This is a genomic window from Kitasatospora sp. NPDC048662, assembly GCF_055587065.1.
Map to the genome: position 1 here is coordinate 65,901 of NZ_JBVJHA010000012.1, position 19,836 is coordinate 85,736.

Here is a 19,836-nt window from a genome sequence, read left to right on the forward strand (position 1 = left end):
AGCCTGGTAATGTTCTCTTTGTCGCCAGGGGGCAGCCGAAAGGAAGCCCGAAGGCGAGACACCCGGTCCGGGTGGCGGAATGGCAGACGCGCTAGCTTGAGGTGCTAGTGCCCTTTATCGGGCGTGGGGGTTCAAGTCCCCCCTCGGACACCAACGAAGAGGCTCCAGTTATCTGGGGCCTCTTCTGGTTTTTCGCGGCCTGCCGCGCGGGGTCGGCGGCAGCGCTTTGGCGGCCTCGGCCGGGTAGTCGGAGGCGGCCACGGGCTACTCGCCCGGCGCCCAGAAGCCTTCGGCGCGGCCCGTGGCGAGGCGGGTGCGGTAGGTGTGGACCTTGTGGTCGATGCGGGTCAGGTGGGACTGGAGCTCGGCCAACCGGGCGGCCACCTCGGCGCGGTGGGATTCGAGGAGGGCGAGGCGGTCGGGTTCGTTTCCGGGGCCCGCGGTGACGAGTTCGGCGTAGTGGCGGATGGTGCGGATCGGCATGCCGGTGGCGCGCAGGCGGGTGCAGAGGTCGATCCATTCGAGGTCGCGGCGATGGTAGCGGCGGCGGCCGCCGGGGGTGCGGTCGATGGGGGTGACGACCAGGCCGGCGCGCTCGTAGTAGCGCAGGGTGTGGACGCTGACGCCGGTCCGTTCGGCGGCTTCGGCGATCGTCAACCCCTGGGCGGGAAGCGCGGGTTGGGGCTTGATTTCGAGCACGCTCGAAATCGTAGCGTCGGCGCGACAGGCCGGGCTGGGCGTCAACTGCCGGTCCGGGAACGGGCGGAGGGGATCTGGTGTCCGAACTTGGCGGTCGGCGGAAGCAGTTGGTGCTCGCGGTGTGCTGCGTGAGCATGGTGATGGTGGTGCTGGACATCACCGTGGTGAACGTGGCATTGCCGTCCGTGCGAAGGGAGTTGGGGGCGTCGGTGTCGGCGCTGCAGTGGACGGTGGACGCGTACACGCTGGTGCTGGCGGCGTTTCTGCTGCCGGCGGGGGCCGCGGCGGACCGGTGGGGGCGGCGGCGGGTGTTCATGGTGGGGCTGGCGCTGTTCGGGCTGGGGTCGGCGCTGTGCGCGCTGGCGCCGGGGGCGGGTGCGCTGGTGGGGGCGCGGGCGGTGCAGGCGGCGGGCGGGACGATGCTGAACCCGGTGGCGATGGCGATCGTGGCGACGACGTTCCCGGGGCGGGAGGAGCGGGCCCGCGCGGTCGGGGTGTTCGGGTCGGTGTCGGGGTTGTCGTTGGCGCTGGGCCCGGTGCTGGGCGGGGCGCTGGTGGACGCGCTGGGCTGGCGGGCGGTGTTCTGGGTGAACCTGCCGGTGGTGGCGGCGGGCCTGGCGGGGGCGGCGCGCTGGGTGCCCGAGTCGCGGGCGGCGCGGGTGCGGCGCTTCGATCCGGTGGGCCAGTTGCTGGTGGTGGTGCTGCTGGGCGGGGTGGTGTTCGGGCTGATCGGGGCGGGCCGGGACGGCTGGTCGGCGCCGGTGGTGTGGGGGCCGCTCGCGGCGGCGGCGGTGGTGGTGCCGGTGCTCGGACGGTGGGAGTCGCGGCGGGCGGATCCGCTGCTGGAGCTGGGCCTGCTGCGCAGCGTCCCGGTGGTGTCGGCGCTGGTGATGGCGTTCGCGGCGCTGTGCGCGTTCGGGGCGTTCCTGTTCGCGGTGACGCTCTACCTGCAGGGGGTGCGCGGGATGCCGGCGCTGCGGGCGGGGTTGTGCCTGGCGCCGGTGGGGGTGCTGATCGTGCTGCTGTCGCCGTGGACGGGCCGGGTGGTGGGGCGGCGGGGGACGCGGCTGCCGCTGCTGGTGTCCGGGGCGGCGCTGGCGGCGGCGGGCGGCCTGTTGCTGCTGATCGGCCCGGGGACGCCGGTGCCGGTGCTGTTGGCGTCGTTCGCGCTGGTGGGGGTGTTCCAGGGGACGGTGAATCCGCCGGTCACCACGACGGCGGTGGCGGGGCTGCCGGTGTCGATGGCGGCGCTGGCATCCGCGTTGGCCTCGGCGGCCCGGCAGACGGGTTCGACGGTGGGGGTGGCGGTGGCGGGCACGATGCTCGCGGGCGGGGTGGCGGCGGGCGGCGCGGCGGCGGGCAGTGCGGCGGCGAGCGGCGCGGCGTTCACCTCGGCGGCGCACGGGGTGTGGTGGCTGCTGGTGGCGGCGGGTGTGCTGATCGCACTGCTCGGCGGGGCGGGGCCGGGCCGCCGGTCGAGTGGGCCCGGGGGCGGACGTCAGGCGGAGGCGCGGGCGCAGTCGGCGCAGAGTCCGCGGTAGGTGACCTCGGCGGTGGTGATGGTGAAGCCGAAGCGCTCGGCGGCGGGGAGGGCGGCCAGCGGGTCGCCGGTGGGGTGGACGTCGCGGATGGTGCCGCAGGCGAAGCAGACCAGGTGCTGGTGCGGCTGGTGCGCGTTGGGGTCGTAGCGCTTGGCCCGGCCGTCGGTGGCGACTTCGAGGATCTCGCCGAGGGTGACGAGTTCGCCGAGGGTGTTGTACACGGTGGCGCGGGAGATCTCGGGGAGGCGTTCGGCGGCGCGCGCGTGGACCTCGTCCGCGGTCAGGTGGACGTGGTCGCCGTCGAGGACCTCGGCCACCACCCGGCGCTGGGAGGTCAGCCGCCAGCCCCGGTCACGCAGACGTTCGAGCAGGTCACTCATGTGTTCATCCATTCAGCTCAACAGACGCCCGAACTGTACAGGGGGCGCGGCCTGGCGCCGATTCGAGCGGAAACCACCACCCGATTGAGGGAGTTCTTGACTTAGACTGTGTCTATCTTAGGATCGACTCCGGCGAACAGCCAAGGTGCCCGCCAGAGCCAAGGCGCCCGTCAGAAGAGTGCGATCTGCCCGACCCGGAGGGACTCCCATGCCCGAGAACGACGACGCCATCGTCACCGACCCCAAGTCCGAGGGTGCGGGCGGCTGCCCGGTCGCGCACGGCCGCGCGCCCCATCCCACCCAGGGGGGCGGCAACCAGCAGTGGTGGCCGAACCGGCTGAACCTGAAGATCCTCGCGAAGAACCCGGCGGTGGCGAACCCGCTGGGCGCGGACTTCGACTACGCCGAGGCGTTCAACAGCCTCGACCTGCCCGCCGTGAAGCGGGACATCGAGCAGGCGCTCACCACCTCGCAGGAGTGGTGGCCGGCCGACTTCGGCCACTACGGCCCGCTGATCATCCGGATGGCCTGGCACAGCGCCGGCACCTACCGGATCTCCGACGGCCGCGGCGGCGCGGGCGCCGGCCAGCAGCGCTTCGCCCCGCTGAACTCGTGGCCGGACAACGCCAACCTGGACAAGGCCCGCCGGGTGCTGTGGCCGGTGAAGAAGAAGTACGGCAAGAGCCTGTCCTGGGCCGACCTGCTGATCCTGTCGGGCAACGTGGCGCTGGAGTCGATGGGCTTCCAGACCTTCGGCTTCGGCGGTGGCCGGCCGGACGTCTGGGAGGCCGACGAGGACGTCTACTGGGGCCCCGAGACCACCTGGCTGGGCGACGAGCGCTACACCGGGGACCGTGACCTGGAGGACCCGCTGGGCGCCGTCCAGATGGGCCTGATCTACGTCAACCCGGAGGGCCCCAACGGCAACCCGGACCCGATCGCGGCGGCCCGCGACATCCGCGAGACCTTCCGCCGGATGGCGATGGACGACGAGGAGACCGTCGCGCTGATCGCCGGCGGCCACACCTTCGGCAAGACCCACGGCGCCGGCCCGGCGGAGAACGTCGGCGAGGCCCCCGAGGGCGCGGGGCTGGAGGAGATGGGCCTCGGCTGGAAGAGCACCTACGGCTCCGGCAAGGCTGGCGACGCGATCACCTCCGGCATCGAGGTGATCTGGACGAACACGCCGACCACCTGGGACAACTCCTTCTTCGAGATCCTGTTCGGCCACGAGTGGGAGCTGACGAAGTCCCCGGCCGGCGCGCACCAGTGGAAGCCGAAGGGCGGCGCCGGCGAGGGCACCGTGCCGGACCCGTTCGACCCGGCGAAGAAGCACGCCCCGCAGATGCTCACCACCGACCTGTCGCTGCGCTTCGACCCGGTGTACGAACCGATCGCCCGCCGCTTCCTGAACGACCCGAAGGCGTTCGCGGACGCCTTCGCCCGCGCCTGGTTCAAGCTGACGCACCGCGACATGGGCCCGGTGGTCCGCTACCTCGGCCCCGAGGTGCCCACCGAGGAGCTGATCTGGCAGGACCCGCTGCCGAAGGCGCAGGGCGCGCCGATCGACGCGGCGGACATCGCCGCGCTGAAGGAGCGGGTGCTGGCCTCCGAGCTGACCACCGCCCAGCTGGTGTCCACCGCCTGGGCGGCGGCGGCCTCGTTCCGCGGCAGCGACAAGCGCGGTGGCGCGAACGGCGCCCGGCTGCGCCTGGAGCCGCAGCGCGGCTGGGAGGTCAACGACCCGGAGCAGCTGGCGCAGGTGCTGCGGGTGCTGGAGAGCATCCGGTCGGCGTTCAACGCGCAGGGCGGCCACCAGGTCTCGCTGGCCGACCTGATCGTGCTGGCCGGCACCGCCGCGGTCGAGCGGGCCGCGCGGGCGGGCGGCGTGGACGTCGAGGTCGCCTTCCACCCGGGCCGGGTGGACGCCACCCAGGAGAAGACCGACGTGGAGTCGTTCTCGGCGCTGGAGCCGAAGTCCGACGGCTTCCGCAACTACCTGGGCAAGGGCACCCGGCTCCCCGCCGAGTACCTGCTGGTGGACAAGGCGAACCTGCTGAACCTGTCCGCCCCCGAGCTGACGGTGCTGGTCGGCGGCCTGCGGGTGCTGGGCGCCAACCACGGCGGCTCGCAGCACGGCGTGTTCACCGACCGTCCGGGCACCCTGAGCAACGACTTCTTCGTCAACCTGCTCGACATGGGCACCACCTGGGCGCCGGTCGCCTCCGACAACACCCTCTTCGAGGGCCGGGACGCCTCCGGTGCGGTCAAGTGGACCGGCACCCGGGCCGACCTGGTGTTCGGCTCCAACTCGGAGCTTCGGGCGGTGGCCGAGGTGTACGCCTCGGACGACGCCGAGCGGAAGTTCGTCGAGGACTTCGCCGCCGCGTGGACGAAGGTGATGGACCTGGACCGCTACGACCTGGTCTGACGCCGACGCACTGACGAAGGCCCGGTTCCGCGCGAGCGGAGCCGGGCCTTCGCGGTGCGCGGGTCAGTGGCGCGGGTCAGTGGCGCAGTTCCAGGGTGCAGCACTTGACGGCGCCGCCGGCCCGGAGCAGTTCGGTGAGCTCGACGCCGATCGGGGTGAAGCCGCGCTCGCGCAGCTGCTCGGCGAGGCCGGTGGCGGCTTCGGGGAGAACGACGCGGGCGCCGTCGGAGACCGCGTTGAGGCCGAACACCCGGGCGGCGTCGGCGTCGGCCAGGATCGCGTCCGGATAGAGGCGTTCCAGGACGGCCCGGGAGTCGGCGTCGAAGGCCGGCGGGTGGTACATGATCTCGTTGTCGTCGAGGACGGCGAGCGCGGTGTCCAGGTGGTAGTAGCGCGGGTCGACCAGCCGCAGGGTGACCACCTCGCGGTCGAGGAAGGCCGCGGCCTCGGCGTGGGCGGCGGTCTCGGTGCGGAAGCCGGTGCCGGCCAGGATCCGGTCGCCGACGACCAGCAGGTCGCCTTCGCCCTCGTTGACGTACTCGGCGTCCCTGACCTGCCAGCCCCGGTCGCGGAACCAGTCCGCGTAGGCCGGGCCCTCGGCGGCGCGCTCCGGGTACCGGAAGCGGGCGCCGAGCACCTTGCCGTCGACCGCGGTGGCGCCGTTGGCGGCGAACACCATGTCGGGCAGGCCCGGTAGTGGGTCGATCAACTCCACGGTGTGGCCGAGGCGTTGGAACAGCGAGAAGAGCTCGTCCCACTGGGCGAGGGCGGTGCCGGTGTCGGTGGGTTTGGCCGGATCCATCCACGGGTTGATGGAGTAGTCGACGGTGAAGTGCGCGGGCCGGCACATCAGGTAGTGGCGCGGGCGGGCGATTCGCGGCGACACGGTGGTGTCTCCTTCCGGGCTTCCGGGCAGGGCAGCGGGACGTGATGGTCGATCAGTTCCGTTGCGTCGGGCGGGAGTTCGATGGTTTCAACTGCCGATGGACTGCGGGAAGGCGAACAGTCCGTCCGGGTCGTGGCGGCGCTTGGTGGCCACCAGCCGCGGATAGTTCGCACCGTAGTAGGCGGTTCGCCAGTCCCGCAGGTCCGGGTCGGTGAAGTTCAGGTAGGCGCCGCCGGTCGTGTGCGCGGCGATCAAGTGGTCGAGTCCGGCCAGCCAGTCCAGGTGGGGGGCCGGGTCCTCGCCGGGGAGCCAGGAGGTGTCCAGGCTGACCAGGTACTGGGCGTCGCGGTGGACGAAGGCGGTGGCCTGCGGGTCGACCCGGTTGATCGCGCCGCCCCAGCCGAACAGGGCCAGGCCGCAGCCGTCGGCGTTGCCGCTGCGGGGAGCCTCGGCGATCCGCGCCAGCGCGGCGTCGACCGCCTCGGCCGGCAGCGGGTCGGCGGCGAAGTGAGTGCGGACGGCGAACGCCCCTCCGCTGGTCTCGTGCTTGAGGTAGTCCATCGCGTCCCAGAAGTCCCGGTCGGCGATCTCGGCGCGCAGCGGCTGCCCGGCGGCGAGGGCGGGGGCGAGCAGGTCGCGCAGGTCGGCGGCCGGGCCGAGGTGCAGACCGACGGTGGAGACCAGGGTGCGGCCTCCGGAGGTGGCGACGCCCAGGCGCAGCGAGGTCTCCTCCGGGGCGGTGCGCATCAGGTGCTGGACGGCCACGAGGACGGCCGGGGCGTGGGCGACGTCCCAGAGCAGCAGGCAGGTGGCCGCGGCCGGGGCCTCGACGGCCTGGAAGGTGAGGTCGAGGTTGATGCCGAAGTTGCCTCCGCCGCCGCCCCGGCAGGCCCAGTACAGGTCCTCGTTCTGCTGGTCGTCGCAGGTCAGGACGGTGCCGGCGGCGGTGGCGAGAGTGGTGGCGCGCAGCGTGTCGGCGGTCAGGCCGAGCCGGCGTGAGGTGGCGGCCGAACCGCCGCCGAGAGCGAGCCCGGCGATGCCGACACCCGCGCCGTTGCCGAGTGGCAGGGCCAGCCCGTGCGGGCGCAGCGCGGCGTAGAGCGCGCCGGTGAGGACGCCGCCGCCGACGGTGACCTGGCCGCTCCCCGGGTCGACGGTGATGACGTCCAGCGCCCGCAGGTCGACCACCAGGCCGGAGTTGACGGAGTGCCCGGCGTACGAGTGCCCGCCACCGCGCGGGACGATCGGAACACCGTGGTCGCGGGCCCAGTCAATGGCGCGCAGCACGTCGGCGCGGTCGGCCGCCCGCAGCACGGCGGCGGGGCTGCGGTGGGCCCAGCGCTCGTTGAACGCGGCGGACGAGTCGTGGAACGCGGCGTCGCCGGGGTGCAGCAGGGGGCCGGTGGTGTGCTTGTCGAGCAGCACCCAGTCGGGGGTCATCGGGCGGCCTCCACCGTGACATCACCGCTGCGCGGGGCCGGCGGCACGCGGCCACCGACGAGGCCCGGGGAACCGCACCCCTCCGCCCGGGGGGCGATGCCGCCGCAGCGCAGGGCAACGGAGCGAAGGACGCCGCGCTCCCCCGCCCGGAGGGGGTCGGTGGGTGGGTGGAGGGTGGTGGGGGGCGGGCCGTCGCGGTGGGGTGCGGCGGGGGGCATCAGGTGAGCTCCTCGATGGTGGAGGTGCCGGTGGTGGGGTGGGGGCCGTAGCGTTCCCAGGTTTCGTGGAGGCGGATGCGGCCGTCGGGGGTGAGGGAGGGGGTGTTGTGGGTGCGGCCGCAGATGATTTCGCCGTCGGTGAGGACGAAGGTGTAGCCCATGGCGAGGGTGCCGTCGGGCCGGCGGGTGCCGGCGGTCCAGCCGCGTCGGATCGCGCCGCCGGCGATCTCGCCCCAGACCAGGTCGCCCTGCTGGTGGTAGACGGCGACGGTGCGGTGGTCGCCGTCGGGTGCGTGGAAGCGGCGGCCGTCGTAGTCGAGGTGGCGGGGGTTCATGCCTGCCACCAGATGGCGTAGTAGGCGAAGTCCTCGCTGTGCGGGTTGGCGACGGCGTGGTCGGTGTCGGCGGGCAGCAGGACGAGGTCGCCGGCGGCGATGGGGTGGCTGCTGTGGGCGGTGCGGACTTCGCCGCGGCCGCTCATGCAGATGAAGAGTTCGCGTTCGGTGTGCTGGTGGGTCTCGGTGAGGTCGCCGGGGCGCAGGACGCACCAGGCGCCGTGGAAGGGGGTGGTCAACTCGCCCCAGGGGTGGAGGAGTTTGAGGTCGAGGCCGTGGGCGCGTTCGAGCTGTCGGGGTTCCTGGCGGCGGATCACCAGGCCGGGTGGCAGGCCGGTTTCGGGCATGGCGGGCTCCGTTCGGGACGCGGTGGTGGTCAGCGGGCGGCGGCGTGGCCGAGTCCGGCGTCGCGGGCGAGGACCAGGGCCTGGGCGCGGTCGGCGACGCCGAGTTTGCCGAGGATGCCGGAGACCCGGTTGCTGACGGTTTTGGAGGCGAGGGCGAGTTCCCGGGCGATGGCGGTGTTGGAGCGGCCGGCGGCGAGGTGTTCGAGCACGTCTCGTTCGCGGTCGCTGAGTTGGGGGAACGGGTAGCTGCGCGGGCGCTGGCCGGTGCCGATCAGGGTGCCGAGGCGGGCCGCGATGGCGCGGTCGAAAATGGCCTCGCCGGCGCCGACGGCGAGGACGGCGCGGACGATCTGGTCGGCGGTGGCGCGTTTGACGAGGTAGCCGCGGGCGCCGGCGTGGAAAGCGGCGGCGACGGCCTTGTCGTCGTCGAGGGTGCTGAACACCAGGACGCCGGTGGCGGGGGTGAGGCGCACCACCTGGTTGATCATCCGCATGCCGGCGCTGTCGTCCATCTGCGGGTCGAGGACCAGGACGTCGGGCCGGTGCCGGGCGGTGGCGGCGAGCACCTCGCCGGTGGTGCCGGCCTCGCCGACCACCGCCGCGCCGTCGCAGGCCTCCACCATGGAACGGACGCCCTGCCGGACGGCGGGTTGCATGTCGGCGAGCAGCACGGTCAGCGGCCCGGAACTCCCGTGCTGGTTCATCGTCCCCTCGCGGCGTGTGGTGGTGCGGCGGTGGTGCGGCGCGCCGGCGGCGAGACGACCGGCAGTGACGGTTCCGTTACCTCATCATGATCTGATCAACTCAACACCTCAAGTGTTCTATGTCACATAGGAGTTGACAGATATGACGGTCGGTCGGTCGCCTCCCGGGCCTTGCGGGCGATCTCCTCGCGCTCGCGCCAGTGCGACCAGAACGCGCCGGTGTAGCCGAGCCCGCCGAGGCTGGTGAGGAACGGGTTGTCGGCGTAGTTGTTGTCGTGCTCGCTCATGCCCTCGACGGTGGGCAGCATGACCCGGTGGTGGTCGGCGGGGTCGACCAGCGCCCACAGGTCGGCGACCGCGCCGTGCCAGCGCTCCTCGGGGTCGGCGGCGCGGGCCGGGTCGGGCAGCAGGCCGGGCGAGAAGTAGCAGACCAGCCGGAAGTTGCCGTGCTCGTCGAACATGAACTGCCGCTCGTACTCGGCCGGGGAGGCGCACATCCGCAGCGGCTTGAGCACGATCGGGCCGTCGGCGGTGTTGGACTGCAGGCCGGGGGCGGTGCGCACGCCCGCGCACTGCTCGGCGAGGTCGATGCCCATCGGGGTGTACGGGAACAGCCGCAGGCCGAGCGAGAAGCCGGTGACGGTGGCGTCCAGCGCCATGAAGGCGTCCACGCAGGCGCGTACCGTCTCGGGGGTCTCCCCCGGCATGCCGAACAGCGCCTCGACCATGGTGAGGATGCCGCGTTCGTGGCACAGCCGCACCAGGCGCTCGGTGTCGGCGAAGGTGTAGTAGGTGCCGCCCTTCTCGGTGACCTTCCAGCCGCTGAGCACCTCGGGGCGGATGTGGTCGCTGCCGACGTTGACGCCCCGGCAGCCGGCCGCGGCCAGCAGGTCGGCGAACTCCTCGTCGAACGGGCTGGGTTGGCAGTAGACCCAGAGCCGCAGCCGGTTCAGCGGATTGTCGGGGTCGGCGTGCCGGCGGCGGACGATCTCCCGCAGCAGGTTCTTGGCGTGCGCGACGGAGAGGTTGAACTCGCTGTCGGTGGTGTGCTGGTCGAGGATGCCCTGCGCGGCCAGCGACTCCATCTCGTCGACCACGGAGGCGAGTTCGCGCTGCCCGTAGCGGGTGCCCTTGGCGTCGGGTTCGACGCAGTGCGCACAGCGGTAGGCGCAGCCGTTCTTGGTCAGGATGGAGCCGAGGCCGCCGCGCCGGTAGTACTCCAGGTTGTCCACCCGGCGCGGGACGCCGGAGCGCCGCCGGTACACCGAGAGCCGGTCGACCTGCCACACCCGGGGCTCGAACTGTCCGGTGGCGTCGGCCTGTTGGGTCTCGCCGTGGCGGATCGTCAGCACCGCGGGCGGGACCCGGACGGCACCGTGTTCGGTGTTGCGGATCAGGCCGGGGATGCCGGTGGTGTCGCGGCCCTCGGCGACGGCCCGGGCGAGTTCGCAGAGGATCTTCTCGCCGGGGCCCTTCACGCCGTAGTCGATGCCGAAGTACTCGACCAGGGCGAACGGCATGGTGGAGAAGCCGATGCCGCCGCCGACGATGGGCGCGTCGGTGAGCCGGCGGATCTCGGTGATGATCTCCCGGTGCTCGCCGACGAACGGGCGCTGCTCGAAGGCGTACACGGTGTCGGTGTTGCGGACGGTCACTCCGACCAGCATCGGGGAGCGCTCCGCGAAGTACTCGTGGAGGCAGATCTTCCAGTCGTCGCGACGGAAGGTCAGGTCGAGGACCTCCACTTCGAAGCCGGCGTCCTCCAGTGCGGTGGTGAGCACGTCGAGGGCGTAGGGCGCGATCGGTGGATGCACCTTGTTCGGGTTGACCAGCAGGACGGGTCTGCTCATCGGGGTTGCCTCCCTTGGGGGTTCGGGCCGGGTGGTCTCAGGCCAGGCCGAGGCTGATGCCGAACTCGGGCTCGGAGCCCAGCAGGTACGCGCCGGCGGACTGCAGGATGCGGTCCTGGGCGACCAGGTGCTGGGCGAGTACGGCGGTGTCGCGCAGCCAGCGGTCCATCGGCGAGGTGCGGTTGATCGACCAGGTCTGCAGCAGGTCGTAGAGCCGGGCCACCAGGTCGCGGGAGTTGCGGAAGGCGTGCAGCCAGGACAGCGGGGAGGCGGCGCGCTCGGTCGGGGTGAGGTCGTCCAGCGTGCCGCCGGCCGACAGCACCTCCCACTGGCGCCGCATCGCGCCGTACACGCCCTCCCGGGTGGCGTTGAACTCGGCCTCGCAGCGGGCGAGTTCGGTCTGCACCCGCCAGCTGTCGGCCCAACTGCGGCCGGCCATCCCGTCATAGCGGGTGGTCGCGATCTCACGGGCGTGGTCGAGCGCGGCCCGGGCCACGCCGAGCGGGACGCCGGACATGGCGCGCATGAAGGAGTCGGAGTAGGCCATCGGGTTGGGCGCGACGCACGGTTCGAAGAAGGTGAAAGTGTGGCCCTCGGGGACGAACACGTCGGTGAGGGTGTAGTCGCTGCTGCCGGTGCCGCACAGGCCGGTGGTGTCCCAGTTGTCGATCGGCTCGGCGGCGGAGGCCGGGACGAGGAACTGCATCGAGTCGTGCCGGTGCGCGCTGCCGGGGGCGGCCCAGGGCTCGCCGTCCTGGTAGACGAACGCGCCGGAGGTCAACAGGTCGGCGTGCCTGACGCCGGAGCCGAACGACCAGTGGCCGCTGATCCGGTAGCCGCCGGGGACGCGCTCGGCCCGGCCGGACGGGGCCAGCGAGCCCACGGTGATCAGGTCGGGGCTCGGGTAGAGGGCGCGGACCGCGTCCGGGGTGAGGAAGTTGGTGATCGCGCCGCCCATCGAGCCGATCCCGGCGCACCAGGCGGCGGAGGCGTCGCCGTGGGCGAGGGCCTCGATCACCTCGGTCTGCTCCATCGAGGTGAGGCCGGGGCCGCCCCACTCGGGGGCGTGACCGATCCGGAACACCCCGGTGGCGCGCAGCAGTTCGACCACCTCGGCGGGCAGGGTGCGGTTGGCCTCGATCTCCGGGGCCTTCTTGCGCAGGACGGGCGCCAACTCGCGGGCGCGGCGCAGGATTTCGGCGGCGTCGAGCGGGGCGTCGGACGGGGTGTCGGTGGTCATCGGTCCACATCCAGGAGTCCGGCGGGCATCGTGAAAGGGGCGTGCGGATCGGCGGGTCCGACCTCGGTGGTGACGGTCTCGACCAGGGCGGCGGCGGCGTCCAGCCGCTGTTCGCAGGCGGCGACGCTGCCGGCCTCGCAGACCACGAAGGAGTGCCGGGCCAGGTAGCCGCCGGGGGGCAGCCGCAGCACGGTGCCGGGCGGGGCCATCGGCGCGGCGTGCAGCAGGCCGGGCGCGTCGCCGGGCTTGGGGAGCGTCAACTCCTCCAGCCGGCAGTCCCGTTCGGGGCACCCGAAGCGGATGCCGGCCACTGCGGAACGGGTCGGGGCGATCTCCGGGCGGCGGCCGACCGCGATGTCGAACAGCACCTCGCCGGGCTCCAGGCCGGTGGCGATCCGGCCGAGCAGCGGGATCAGGTCGCCGCCGAGCCGGCCGTTGACCTCGACGATCAGCGGGCCGCGCGGGGTGAGCCGCAGCTCGGTGTGGGTGATGCCGTCCTCGACGCCGAGCGCCCGGTGCGCGTCGGCCAGGACGGCGAGCAGGGCGGGGTCGGCGAGCAACGGGTCGGCGGCGTCGACGATGTGGCCGACCTCCTCGAAGTACGGCTCGTCGCTGCTGTACTTGCGGGCCAGGAACAGCGGCAGGTACTCGCCCCGGTGGACGGCGCCGTCGACGCTGATCTCGGGGCCGCCCGCGTACTCCTCGACGATCACGCTGGCCCGGTACGGCCCGGGGTCGACCCGGCTGGCGGACAGCGCGGTGTCGAAGGCCGCGTCGAGCTCGGCCTCGTCGGCGGCGAAGACCACGCCGATGCTGGCACCCATGGCGCGCGGCTTGAGTACCACCGGGTAGCCGATTCGGGCGGCGGCGGCGCGGGCCTCGGCAAGGTCGGTGGTGAGCGCGAAGCCGGGCTGGCGCTGACCGGCGGCGGTGAGCACGGTGCGGGTGCGCTCCTTGTCGCGGACGCCGCGCACGCCGCGCTCGGACAGGCCGGGCACGCCGAGTTCGGCGGCCAGCAGGCCGGCGTCGAGCACCAGCGGCTCGTCCCAGCAGAGCAGGCCGACGACGCGCTTGCGGGCGGCGATCTCCCGGACGGTGGCGTTCATGGTGGCGGTGTCGAAGACGTCGGCGACCACGATCTCGTCGAAGTACTCGCGCTGCCAGGTCGGCCGCAGGTTGTTGACCAGCAGCAGTTCGAGGCCGGCGGCGCGGGCGCGGCGACTCATCGGGCCGACCAGGTACTCGCGGTACTCCTTCAGTCCGCTGCCGATCACCAGCAGCGTGCCGGGACCGGCCCCGGTCTTCTGATGTTCCGTCATGAGTCCTCCTGTGCACGGGAGTCGATGTCGAAGCGGACCAGCGCGGCGGCCTGGTCGGCGAGCCGGCGGGCCTCGGCGGGGGTGTCGGCGAGGGTGGTGACGATGCCGACCCGGTCCCAGGAGCTGCGCAGCCCGGCGGCGCGGTGGCCGGGGGCGATACCGACCACCGCGAGCTGCACGCCCTCGGCGGCCCGGGCGGCGTCCAGGCCGTGCACGGCGGTGACGGTGCCGGGCCGGTCGGGGGCAAGGAAGGCGGCGGCGGTGGCGCGTTCGGCCTTCGCGGGCAGCGGGCCGGGGTCCTCGCCGCGCATCACCGCGTAGTAGGCGCGGGTGAGGTCGACGGGGTAGGCGGCCTCGATCAGGTCGGTGATCGAGTCGCCGGGCAGCCGTCCGGCGCACTCGACCAGCACCGGGACGCCGTCGGCGAGGATCCACTCGCAGTGCAGCACGCCGGTGCCGAAGCCGACGGCGGCGGCCAGCCGTTCGGTCTCCTCCGCCAGCAACTCGTGGGTTTCGGAGGGCAGTTCGGCCGGGATGGTGTGCCCGTACTCGATCGGGTACGGGCCGGGGTAGAGCAGTTTGCCGGTGGTGTTGGCGAACACCGGGCGGCCGTCGACGACCAGCATCTCGACGCTGAACTCCGGCCCGCCGACGTACTGTTCGGCCAGCATGGCGGGCGTGATCGGCCGGTCGGGAACGAACACCCCCTCGTCCTGGGCCTGCCCGAACGCCCAGGCCGCCTCGGCCTCGGCGGGCGCGCGGACCACCAGGGTGCCGACCGAAGCCTGCCGGTTGGCGGGCTTGAGCACCACCGGGCCGGGGTGCCGGGCCATGAAGCCGGCCAGTTCGGCCGCGCTCGCGACCGGCTCGGAGGCCGGGTTGGCGATTCCGGCGGCAGCCGCGACCACCCGCAACTGGTGCTTGTCGCGCAGCAGTTGGGCCGCGCCAAGGCTCGCTCCGGGCAGTCCGTAGCGCTCGGCGAGCCGGGCCGCGAACGGCACCGCGTACTCGACTGCGGGGATCACCGCGACCGGGTCGAGCCCGGGGTGCGCGGCGTGGAAGGCGTCCGCCCGGCCCGGCAGGTGGTACTCGCACTCGATCAACTCGCGGGCGTAGTCGATGCGTTCGACCGCCTCGGCGAGGTGCCGCTTACGGGCGACGTCCGGCTCCTCGACGTAGACCACCGAGTCGGCGCCCTGAAAGGCGGCGAGCGCGGGCACCGCGAAGGCCACGTAGCCGACGACCAGCACGGGGCGGGCGCTCATGCCGTGCCCCCGACCGGCTCGGCGGCCTCGGGCAGCGCGGCCTCGGCGGCCCGCCGGTCCGCGTCGCGCTTGATGCCGTACACCGCGAACGCGCCCGCCAGTGCGGCCGTCAGGCCGGCCAGCGCCCAGAAGCCCTGGCCGAACCGGCTCCACAGGTAGACGCCGAACAGCGGGGCGACGGCCCCGGCCAGACCGGTGACGGCGTGCATGGCCGCCAGGTAGCGGGCCTTCAGCGCGGCCGGGAAGGTCGCCGGGTGGGCGAACATGCTGGGCGCGGCGGTCATCAGCCCGGCGACGTAGACCAGCATGCCGAGGATCACGAACGCCCCGGCGTGCGCCGCCAGCCCGTACAGCGCCAGCCCGAGCGCGTTCAGCGCGTGGCCCGCACCGACCGCCAGGTAGGTGGGGATCCGGGTGATGTACGCGGTGATCTTCAGCTCGCAGCTGATCAGGACGACCGAGGAGGTGGCCAGCACCACGCTGTACAGCCAGGTCGGGTAGCCGTCGTGGACGATCTCCAGCGGCAGCGAGACCGAGGACTGCACGTAGGTGAGCGTGCCGAGGGTGATCGCCACCAGGTACGCCAGGTAGGCCCGGTCGCGCAGCATCGCCGCGTACGCGGCTCGGCCGGTCGCCCGGCGCTCGTTGACGGACACGGCCGCCGGCTCGGGCACCACGTGCCGGGGCAGCAGCCGGTAGGCGAGGGCCGCGTAGACCACGGTGGTGGCGCCGTCGATCCAGAACAGCAGGTCCCAGTCGAGCAGGATCACCCCGGCGGCGATCAGGGGGGCGAGCGCGGCGCCGACGTTGAGGGCGATCCGCATCATCGAGAACGCCATCACGTGGTAGCGGTCCGGCATCAGGTCGCTGAGCAGCACCGACGCGGCAGGCCGGTACGCCTGGGCGAAGAGTCCGGCCCCGGCGACGGCGAGCAGCAGCGGCACCAGCAGCCCGGGCCGGGCCAGCAGCGGAAGCAGGGCGACCAGCGGCGCGGAGCCGGCCATCGCGGTCACGATGGTGGTGCGGGCGCCGAGCCGGTGGGTGGCCTCGCCGCCGAGCACGGTGCCGACGGCGGTGCCCAGGCTGTACGCGCCGAGCGCCAGGCCCGCGGCGCCGTCCGACATCTCCTTGTGCGTCAGGTAGAGCACCAGGAAGGTCTGGACGAACGCGCCGAGCTGGTTGACCAGCACGCCGCCGAGCAGGTACCGGACGGTGGCCGGGGTGGCCCTGAGCGTGTCGAGGACGCCGATCGGTGGCCTGTCGTCGTCGGTCATATCGCCTCCTTCACTGCTTCAGCGATGCGTTCCGCGACCAGCGGAGCGGTGGAGAACCCGCTGCCGCCGCAGGCGGCGCGGGTCCACAGGCCCGGGGAGACCCGGGCCAGCAGCGGGCCGCCGGTGGCGGCGTCCGCGGTGTAGTGGCAGACCCGCACGCCGGCCACGGGGTAGCGCTCCAGGTCGGGCAGGATGCCCTCGGCGGCGAGCCGGTCCAGGTACGGCTGCTGGTCCTCGCCCGCGGTGTCGGTGTTCGCGACGGGGCGGCACACCGTGTCGGAGCTGAGTTTGAGCAGGGTGCCGGCGCCCGGCGGCAGCACCCAGCCGCGGCCCTCGCGGCCGAGGCCGCCCGCGGCGGGTGCGCCGTCCCAGCGGTCGCCGCCGGCGGGCCGGCCCAGGTAGAGCATGGTCTGCCGGTACAGCACGACCTGGGCGTCGGTCAGTCTGCGCGTCCACGGGCCGCCGGCCAGCAGTGCCAGGTCGCCGCGGACCACCTCGCCGCCGGTCAGCACGATCCGTCCCGACCCGGCGAACACCGTCCGCACGGTGCTGTGCGGGCGCAGTGTCACGCCGGGTCGGGCGGTCAGCCAGCGGGCGGCGGCGTGCAGCACCCGGTCGGCGAGCAGCACGCCGCCGGTGCGTTCGCGCACCGCGACGGTGCCGGACGGCAGTCCCAGGGGCGGGAGTTGACCGTCCGCCGGCAGGTCGACCGGGATGCCGGCCTTGTCGGCCTCGGCGAGCAGGCCGTCGAGGCGGTGAGCGGGCCAGGCGGTGAGCGCCCCGACGCGGCGGTACAGCTCGGTGCCGAACAGGGTTTCCAGCTCGGCCCAGTGGCGGTGGGCGGCGAGCCGGCGGGCAGTGCCGTCGGGGTCGCCGGGGAGCAGGGTGCGGATCGCGCGGTGCTGGTCGTGGGAGGTGGCGTCCGGGTTGGGCACCGGGCCGCGTTCCAGCACGGTGACCAGGTACCCGGCCCGGGCGCAGGCGACGGCGGTGAGCAGCCCGGTGACGCCGGCGCCCACCACCACCACGTGCGCGGCGGTGCTGCTGTTCACCGTCCGCCGCCGTGCACGCGGGTGGCGAGTCTGGGCAGCGGGCGGGGGCTGATGGTGGTGGCGGACGGTTCGGCGGGGATGGCGGTGTCGGGCAGCGCCTCGGCGGCCAGGTCGACCAGCAGGGGGGCGGCGCAGCGCAGGAACAGGTCGAGTTCGTGCCAGAAGTCGCCCGCGTCGTCGTCGGTGACCTCCCAGCGGTCGAGCCGGCCGAGTTGTTCGGTGAGGGTGAAGGCGGCGGCGCCGAGGCTGAAGCGGCGCGGTCGCAGGGCGGCGGCGAAGCGTTCGGCGATCAGCGCGGCGGCGCGGTGGGAGCGGGCGCTGACGGGCAGCGGGCCGCGGTCGAGGTGGGCCTCGGCCTTGGCGGCGACCCGGTTCCACGGTTCGACCAGGCGCTGTCCGCAGACCCGGTCCATGGCGGCGCGGGTGAAGTTGGAGCGCTGGAAGTCGGGGCCGGTGGCGGCCAGGTAGTAGCGGACCAGGTCGCGCGGGACTTCGGCGGTGAGCTGACGGCCGGTTACCACGTGGCCGCGGCTGGTGGAGAACTTGTCGCTGTCGAGTTCGTAGAACTCGTTGGTGACGAAGTGCGCGGGCAGCGCGAGTCCGCCGAGGGCGAGCAGCATGGCGGTGCCGGCCAGCGCGAACGCGAAGCTGGCGTCGGAGCCGAAGAAGTAGACCACTTCGGGCCCGGACTCGACGGCCCAGTGCCGTTCCTCGTCGCCGGGCACCTCTCCCCTGGCCTCGGCGGCGAGCGCGATGGCGTGCAGGCTCCAGGCGACGGTCTCGGTGTCGGAGTACAGCACCTGCCCGGGGGTCTCCGGGAACGGGGCGGGGATGCCCCAGTCGATCGGCAGGGTGATCGGGTAGTCGGGCAGTCGGCGGGCCATCAACTCCTCGACCAGCTGGGCGAGTCGGGGCCGCATGGTGGGGGCGAGCCGGGCGAAGTAGGAGGCCAGGGCGGCCCGGTGCTCCTCCAGCGGCAGCACCAGGACTTCCCGTTCGCGCAGTTCGACGGGGAGTTCGGGGTACCGGGTGGAGCGCGGGTCGAGCAGGTCGCCGGAGGCGATCCAGTGGCCGCAGTTCTCGCAGAGTCCGGCGCAGCCCTCGGCCAGGCAGACCGGGCAGCCGCCGCGGACGTACGCGTCGGTGAGGTACTCGCCGGTCTCCGGGAGGTACGGGAACGTGACCTTGCGGAGCCTCAAGTGGCCTTCGCCGTGCAGTCGTTCGAAGAAGGTGCGGACGGTCTTCAGGTACCGCTCGTCGAACCGGACGAAGCCGTCGGGGACGATGCCGGCGGCGGCGAGGGTGGCCTCGACCTGTTCGGCGGCGCGCAGCCGGAGTTCCTCGGGCTGTTCGCCGAGGCGGCGGGCGGTGGTGACGATGTAGTTCTGGGTGAAGTGCACGCCGGTGCCGAACAGGGTGTCCCGGGCGGTGGCGCGGGCGTAGCGGGTGCACACGTCGGCGGAGAGGAACGGCCCGGCGAGGTGGCCCAGGTGCAGGTCGCCGTTGGCGGTGGGGCCGGGTGCGATCACCAGCAGCGCGGCCATCAGTGGGCACCCGCCGGGGCGAGGCCGTGGCGCTCCAGCAGGTCGTCGGTGATGTCGCGGGCGCGGTGGGCGAGCACGCTGATCAGCGAGTCGGCGATGCCATGGGTGGCCTCGTTGACGCCCTGGAGGTACAGCGCGGCGTCGGTGCCGGCCCCCAGGTCGACCCGGTAGTCGCGACTGACGGTGACCTCGGGCAGTCCGGCCTTCTCTGTCAACTCCCGTACCAGGGCGGGCATCCGGCTGTCGTAGCCGGTGCCGAGCAGCACCAGGTCGCAGCGGTGCTCGGTGACCTTGCCGGTGCGCAGGTCGCGCAGGTCGAGCACCACCTCGCCGTCCTCCTCACGGGCGGCGATCACCTCGGTCATCGCCCGGACCTCGGCGCGGCCGGTGCCGATCATCTTCTCCCGGTACAGCAGCATGTACAGCTCGTCGAGGAACGGCGGGGCGAGGCCCGCGTAGTTGGTCAGCCGCATCTGGTCGAGCACCTGGGCGCGCACCTCGGCCGGGGCGTCGTAGAACTCGTCCACGAAGGACGGGTAGAACAGCTCGTTGACGAACTTGCTGCTCTGGTAGTTCTGCAGGCCGATCGAGCGGACCAGCATGGTGACGGTGGAGTTCGGCAGGCTCTCGTACAGCGCCATGAACATCTCGGCGGCGCTCTGCGCCCCGCCGATCACCACGGCGCGCAGCGGCGCGTCCTTGTCGACGGCGGTGATCCGGCTGCGGAACCGGGCGCTGTGGATGACCTTCTCGGCGGGCAGGTCGGCGAAGACCGGCGGGATGTGCATGTCGCGGCCGGCGCCGACCACCAGGTCGCGGCAGCGGATGGTGTCGCCGTCGGCGAGGGTGACCTGCCAGCCGATCAGCCGGCCGTCCGCGTCGTAGCGCGGCTCGGTGGCGGTGGCCTTGGCGTCGTAGCGGATTCGCACCTTCTCCAGCGAGCGGGCCACCCACTGCAGGTAGTCGGAGAACTCCCAGCGGTGCGGGTGGAAGGTGCCCAGGTTGATGAACTGGTCCAGCCGGTCGTGCTGGTGCAGGAAGTTGAGGAATGAGAACCGGCTGCGCGGGTCGCGCAGCGTCACCAGGTCCTTGAGGAAGGAAACCTGGCTGCGGGCCCAGGGCATCAGCAGGTCGCGCTGCCACTTGATGTCCGGGGCCTGCTCCAACAGCAGCGTGCCTTCGGCCAGTTCGGCCGAGCCGCTCTCCTCGATCGCGGCCGCGAGGGCCAGATTCGCCGGGCCGGCGCCGATCGCCAGTACGCCCACCTCTAGGTCAGCCATACGTCCCCCTCGTGAACTCGGGTCTCTCCAG

At 73.0% G+C, this 19,836-nt stretch carries 17 protein-coding genes and 1 tRNA gene; 3 read left to right on the plus strand and 15 right to left on the minus strand.

The annotated features are described in order from the left end of the window. The first annotated feature begins 65 nt into the window (after positions 1 to 65). Positions 66 to 153: transfer RNA gene (locus ACZ6R9_RS26930), tRNA-Leu, on the plus strand. Positions 154 to 264: 111 nt separating this feature from the next. Here ACZ6R9_RS26930 and ACZ6R9_RS26935 read toward each other — a convergent pair. Continuing rightward, positions 265 to 699 carry a MerR family transcriptional regulator gene (locus ACZ6R9_RS26935; RefSeq protein ID WP_465540806.1) on the minus strand — a complete coding sequence of 145 codons (435 nt, stop codon included), beginning with the start codon at positions 697 to 699 and terminating at the stop codon, positions 265 to 267. A gap of 77 nt (positions 700 to 776) precedes the next feature. On the opposite strand from ACZ6R9_RS26935, the gene ACZ6R9_RS26940 reads away from it, so the two are divergent. Beyond that, positions 777 to 2,240 carry an MFS transporter gene (locus ACZ6R9_RS26940; protein ID WP_465540808.1) on the plus strand — a complete coding sequence of 488 codons (1,464 nt, stop codon included), beginning with the start codon at positions 777 to 779 and terminating at the stop codon, positions 2,238 to 2,240. Here the strand turns inward: ACZ6R9_RS26940 and ACZ6R9_RS26945 are convergent. Then, entirely contained in the window at positions 2,198 to 2,620 is a 423-nt protein-coding gene (locus tag ACZ6R9_RS26945) for a Fur family transcriptional regulator (protein WP_380481658.1), read from the minus strand. The genes ACZ6R9_RS26940 and ACZ6R9_RS26945 overlap by 43 nt on opposite strands. A gap of 208 nt (positions 2,621 to 2,828) precedes the next feature. Here ACZ6R9_RS26945 and katG point away from each other — a divergent pair, with 208 nt between their 5' ends. Continuing rightward, on the plus strand, positions 2,829 to 5,051 hold the full coding sequence (katG, locus tag ACZ6R9_RS26950; protein ID WP_465540810.1) for a catalase/peroxidase HPI: 2,223 nt from the start codon (positions 2,829 to 2,831) through the stop codon (positions 5,049 to 5,051). A gap of 76 nt (positions 5,052 to 5,127) precedes the next feature. Here the strand turns inward: katG and ddaH are convergent, their stop codons facing one another. The 13 genes from ddaH to ACZ6R9_RS27015 form a co-directional block, all read right to left on the minus strand. Then, on the minus strand, positions 5,128 to 5,937 hold the full coding sequence (ddaH, locus tag ACZ6R9_RS26955; RefSeq protein WP_380481662.1) for a dimethylargininase: 810 nt from the start codon (positions 5,935 to 5,937) through the stop codon (positions 5,128 to 5,130). An 87-nt stretch (positions 5,938 to 6,024) separates the two neighbouring features. Then, a complete protein-coding gene (locus tag ACZ6R9_RS26960) occupies positions 6,025 to 7,377 on the minus strand; it encodes an FAD-binding oxidoreductase (RefSeq protein WP_465540812.1) in 1,353 nt (450 codons plus the stop codon). Between the two features lie 217 nt (positions 7,378 to 7,594). Next, positions 7,595 to 7,930, minus strand: a complete 336-nt coding sequence (locus ACZ6R9_RS26965; RefSeq protein WP_380481665.1) for an avidin-fold protein — start codon at positions 7,928 to 7,930, stop codon at positions 7,595 to 7,597. Beyond that, a complete protein-coding gene (locus tag ACZ6R9_RS26970) occupies positions 7,927 to 8,277 on the minus strand; it encodes a cupin domain-containing protein (RefSeq protein ID WP_380481667.1) in 351 nt (116 codons plus the stop codon). The genes ACZ6R9_RS26965 and ACZ6R9_RS26970 overlap by 4 nt, the downstream gene beginning before the upstream one ends. 29 nt (positions 8,278 to 8,306) lie before the next feature. Further along, complete coding sequence (locus ACZ6R9_RS26975) at positions 8,307 to 8,981, minus strand: response regulator (RefSeq protein ID WP_380481669.1); 675 nt, start codon at positions 8,979 to 8,981, stop codon at positions 8,307 to 8,309. 122 nt (positions 8,982 to 9,103) lie between these two features. After that, positions 9,104 to 10,831: a tryptophan 2-C-methyltransferase gene (tsrT, locus tag ACZ6R9_RS26980; protein ID WP_465540815.1), complete on the minus strand. Its 1,728-nt coding sequence runs from the start codon at positions 10,829 to 10,831 to the stop codon at positions 9,104 to 9,106. A 37-nt stretch (positions 10,832 to 10,868) separates the two neighbouring features. Further along, complete coding sequence (locus ACZ6R9_RS26985) at positions 10,869 to 12,071, minus strand: acyl-CoA dehydrogenase family protein (protein WP_465540817.1); 1,203 nt, start codon at positions 12,069 to 12,071, stop codon at positions 10,869 to 10,871. Further along, complete coding sequence (locus tag ACZ6R9_RS26990) at positions 12,068 to 13,390, minus strand: ATP-grasp domain-containing protein (protein WP_465540819.1); 1,323 nt, start codon at positions 13,388 to 13,390, stop codon at positions 12,068 to 12,070. Before ACZ6R9_RS26990 ends, ACZ6R9_RS26985 begins: the two co-directional genes overlap by 4 nt. Further along, a complete protein-coding gene (locus ACZ6R9_RS26995; protein ID WP_380481677.1) occupies positions 13,387 to 14,655 on the minus strand; it encodes an ATP-grasp domain-containing protein in 1,269 nt (422 codons plus the stop codon). Before ACZ6R9_RS26995 ends, ACZ6R9_RS26990 begins: the two co-directional genes overlap by 4 nt. After that, the gene (locus tag ACZ6R9_RS27000; protein ID WP_465540821.1) at positions 14,652 to 15,929 is read right to left on the minus strand and encodes an MFS transporter; all 1,278 of its coding nucleotides are present in this window, start codon (positions 15,927 to 15,929) and stop codon (positions 14,652 to 14,654) included. The genes ACZ6R9_RS26995 and ACZ6R9_RS27000 overlap by 4 nt, the downstream gene beginning before the upstream one ends. After that, positions 15,926 to 16,981 (minus strand): NAD(P)/FAD-dependent oxidoreductase, encoded by a 1,056-nt coding sequence (locus tag ACZ6R9_RS27005; protein ID WP_465540823.1) that lies wholly within the window; start codon positions 16,979 to 16,981, stop codon positions 15,926 to 15,928. Before ACZ6R9_RS27005 ends, ACZ6R9_RS27000 begins: the two co-directional genes overlap by 4 nt. Next, positions 16,978 to 18,525 (minus strand): class I tRNA ligase family protein, encoded by a 1,548-nt coding sequence (locus tag ACZ6R9_RS27010; RefSeq protein ID WP_380481683.1) that lies wholly within the window; start codon positions 18,523 to 18,525, stop codon positions 16,978 to 16,980. Before ACZ6R9_RS27010 ends, ACZ6R9_RS27005 begins: the two co-directional genes overlap by 4 nt. Next, positions 18,525 to 19,805 carry a lysine N(6)-hydroxylase/L-ornithine N(5)-oxygenase family protein gene (locus ACZ6R9_RS27015; RefSeq protein WP_465540825.1) on the minus strand — a complete coding sequence of 427 codons (1,281 nt, stop codon included), beginning with the start codon at positions 19,803 to 19,805 and terminating at the stop codon, positions 18,525 to 18,527. Before ACZ6R9_RS27015 ends, ACZ6R9_RS27010 begins: the two co-directional genes overlap by 1 nt. Positions 19,806 to 19,836: the final 31 nt, after the last annotated feature.

Coding starts and splice junctions, on each gene's coding strand:
- ACZ6R9_RS26945 (WP_380481658.1), bottom strand. CDS start 2,620: ATGAGTGACCTGCTCGAACGTCTGCGTGACCGGGGCTGGCGGCTGACC.
- ACZ6R9_RS27015 (WP_465540825.1), bottom strand. CDS start 19,805: ATGGCTGACCTAGAGGTGGGCGTACTGGCGATCGGCGCCGGCCCGGCG.
- ACZ6R9_RS26975 (WP_380481669.1), bottom strand. CDS start 8,981: ATGAACCAGCACGGGAGTTCCGGGCCGCTGACCGTGCTGCTCGCCGAC.
- ACZ6R9_RS27000 (WP_465540821.1), bottom strand. CDS start 15,929: ATGACCGACGACGACAGGCCACCGATCGGCGTCCTCGACACGCTCAGG.
- katG (WP_465540810.1), top strand. CDS start 2,829: ATGCCCGAGAACGACGACGCCATCGTCACCGACCCCAAGTCCGAGGGT.
- tsrT (WP_465540815.1), bottom strand. CDS start 10,831: ATGAGCAGACCCGTCCTGCTGGTCAACCCGAACAAGGTGCATCCACCG.
- ACZ6R9_RS26965 (WP_380481665.1), bottom strand. CDS start 7,930: ATGAACCCCCGCCACCTCGACTACGACGGCCGCCGCTTCCACGCACCC.
- ACZ6R9_RS26995 (WP_380481677.1), bottom strand. CDS start 14,655: ATGAGCGCCCGCCCCGTGCTGGTCGTCGGCTACGTGGCCTTCGCGGTG.
- ACZ6R9_RS27010 (WP_380481683.1), bottom strand. CDS start 18,525: ATGGCCGCGCTGCTGGTGATCGCACCCGGCCCCACCGCCAACGGCGAC.
- ACZ6R9_RS26960 (WP_465540812.1), bottom strand. CDS start 7,377: ATGACCCCCGACTGGGTGCTGCTCGACAAGCACACCACCGGCCCCCTG.
- ACZ6R9_RS26990 (WP_465540819.1), bottom strand. CDS start 13,390: ATGACGGAACATCAGAAGACCGGGGCCGGTCCCGGCACGCTGCTGGTG.
- ACZ6R9_RS26970 (WP_380481667.1), bottom strand. CDS start 8,277: ATGCCCGAAACCGGCCTGCCACCCGGCCTGGTGATCCGCCGCCAGGAA.
- ACZ6R9_RS26985 (WP_465540817.1), bottom strand. CDS start 12,071: ATGACCACCGACACCCCGTCCGACGCCCCGCTCGACGCCGCCGAAATC.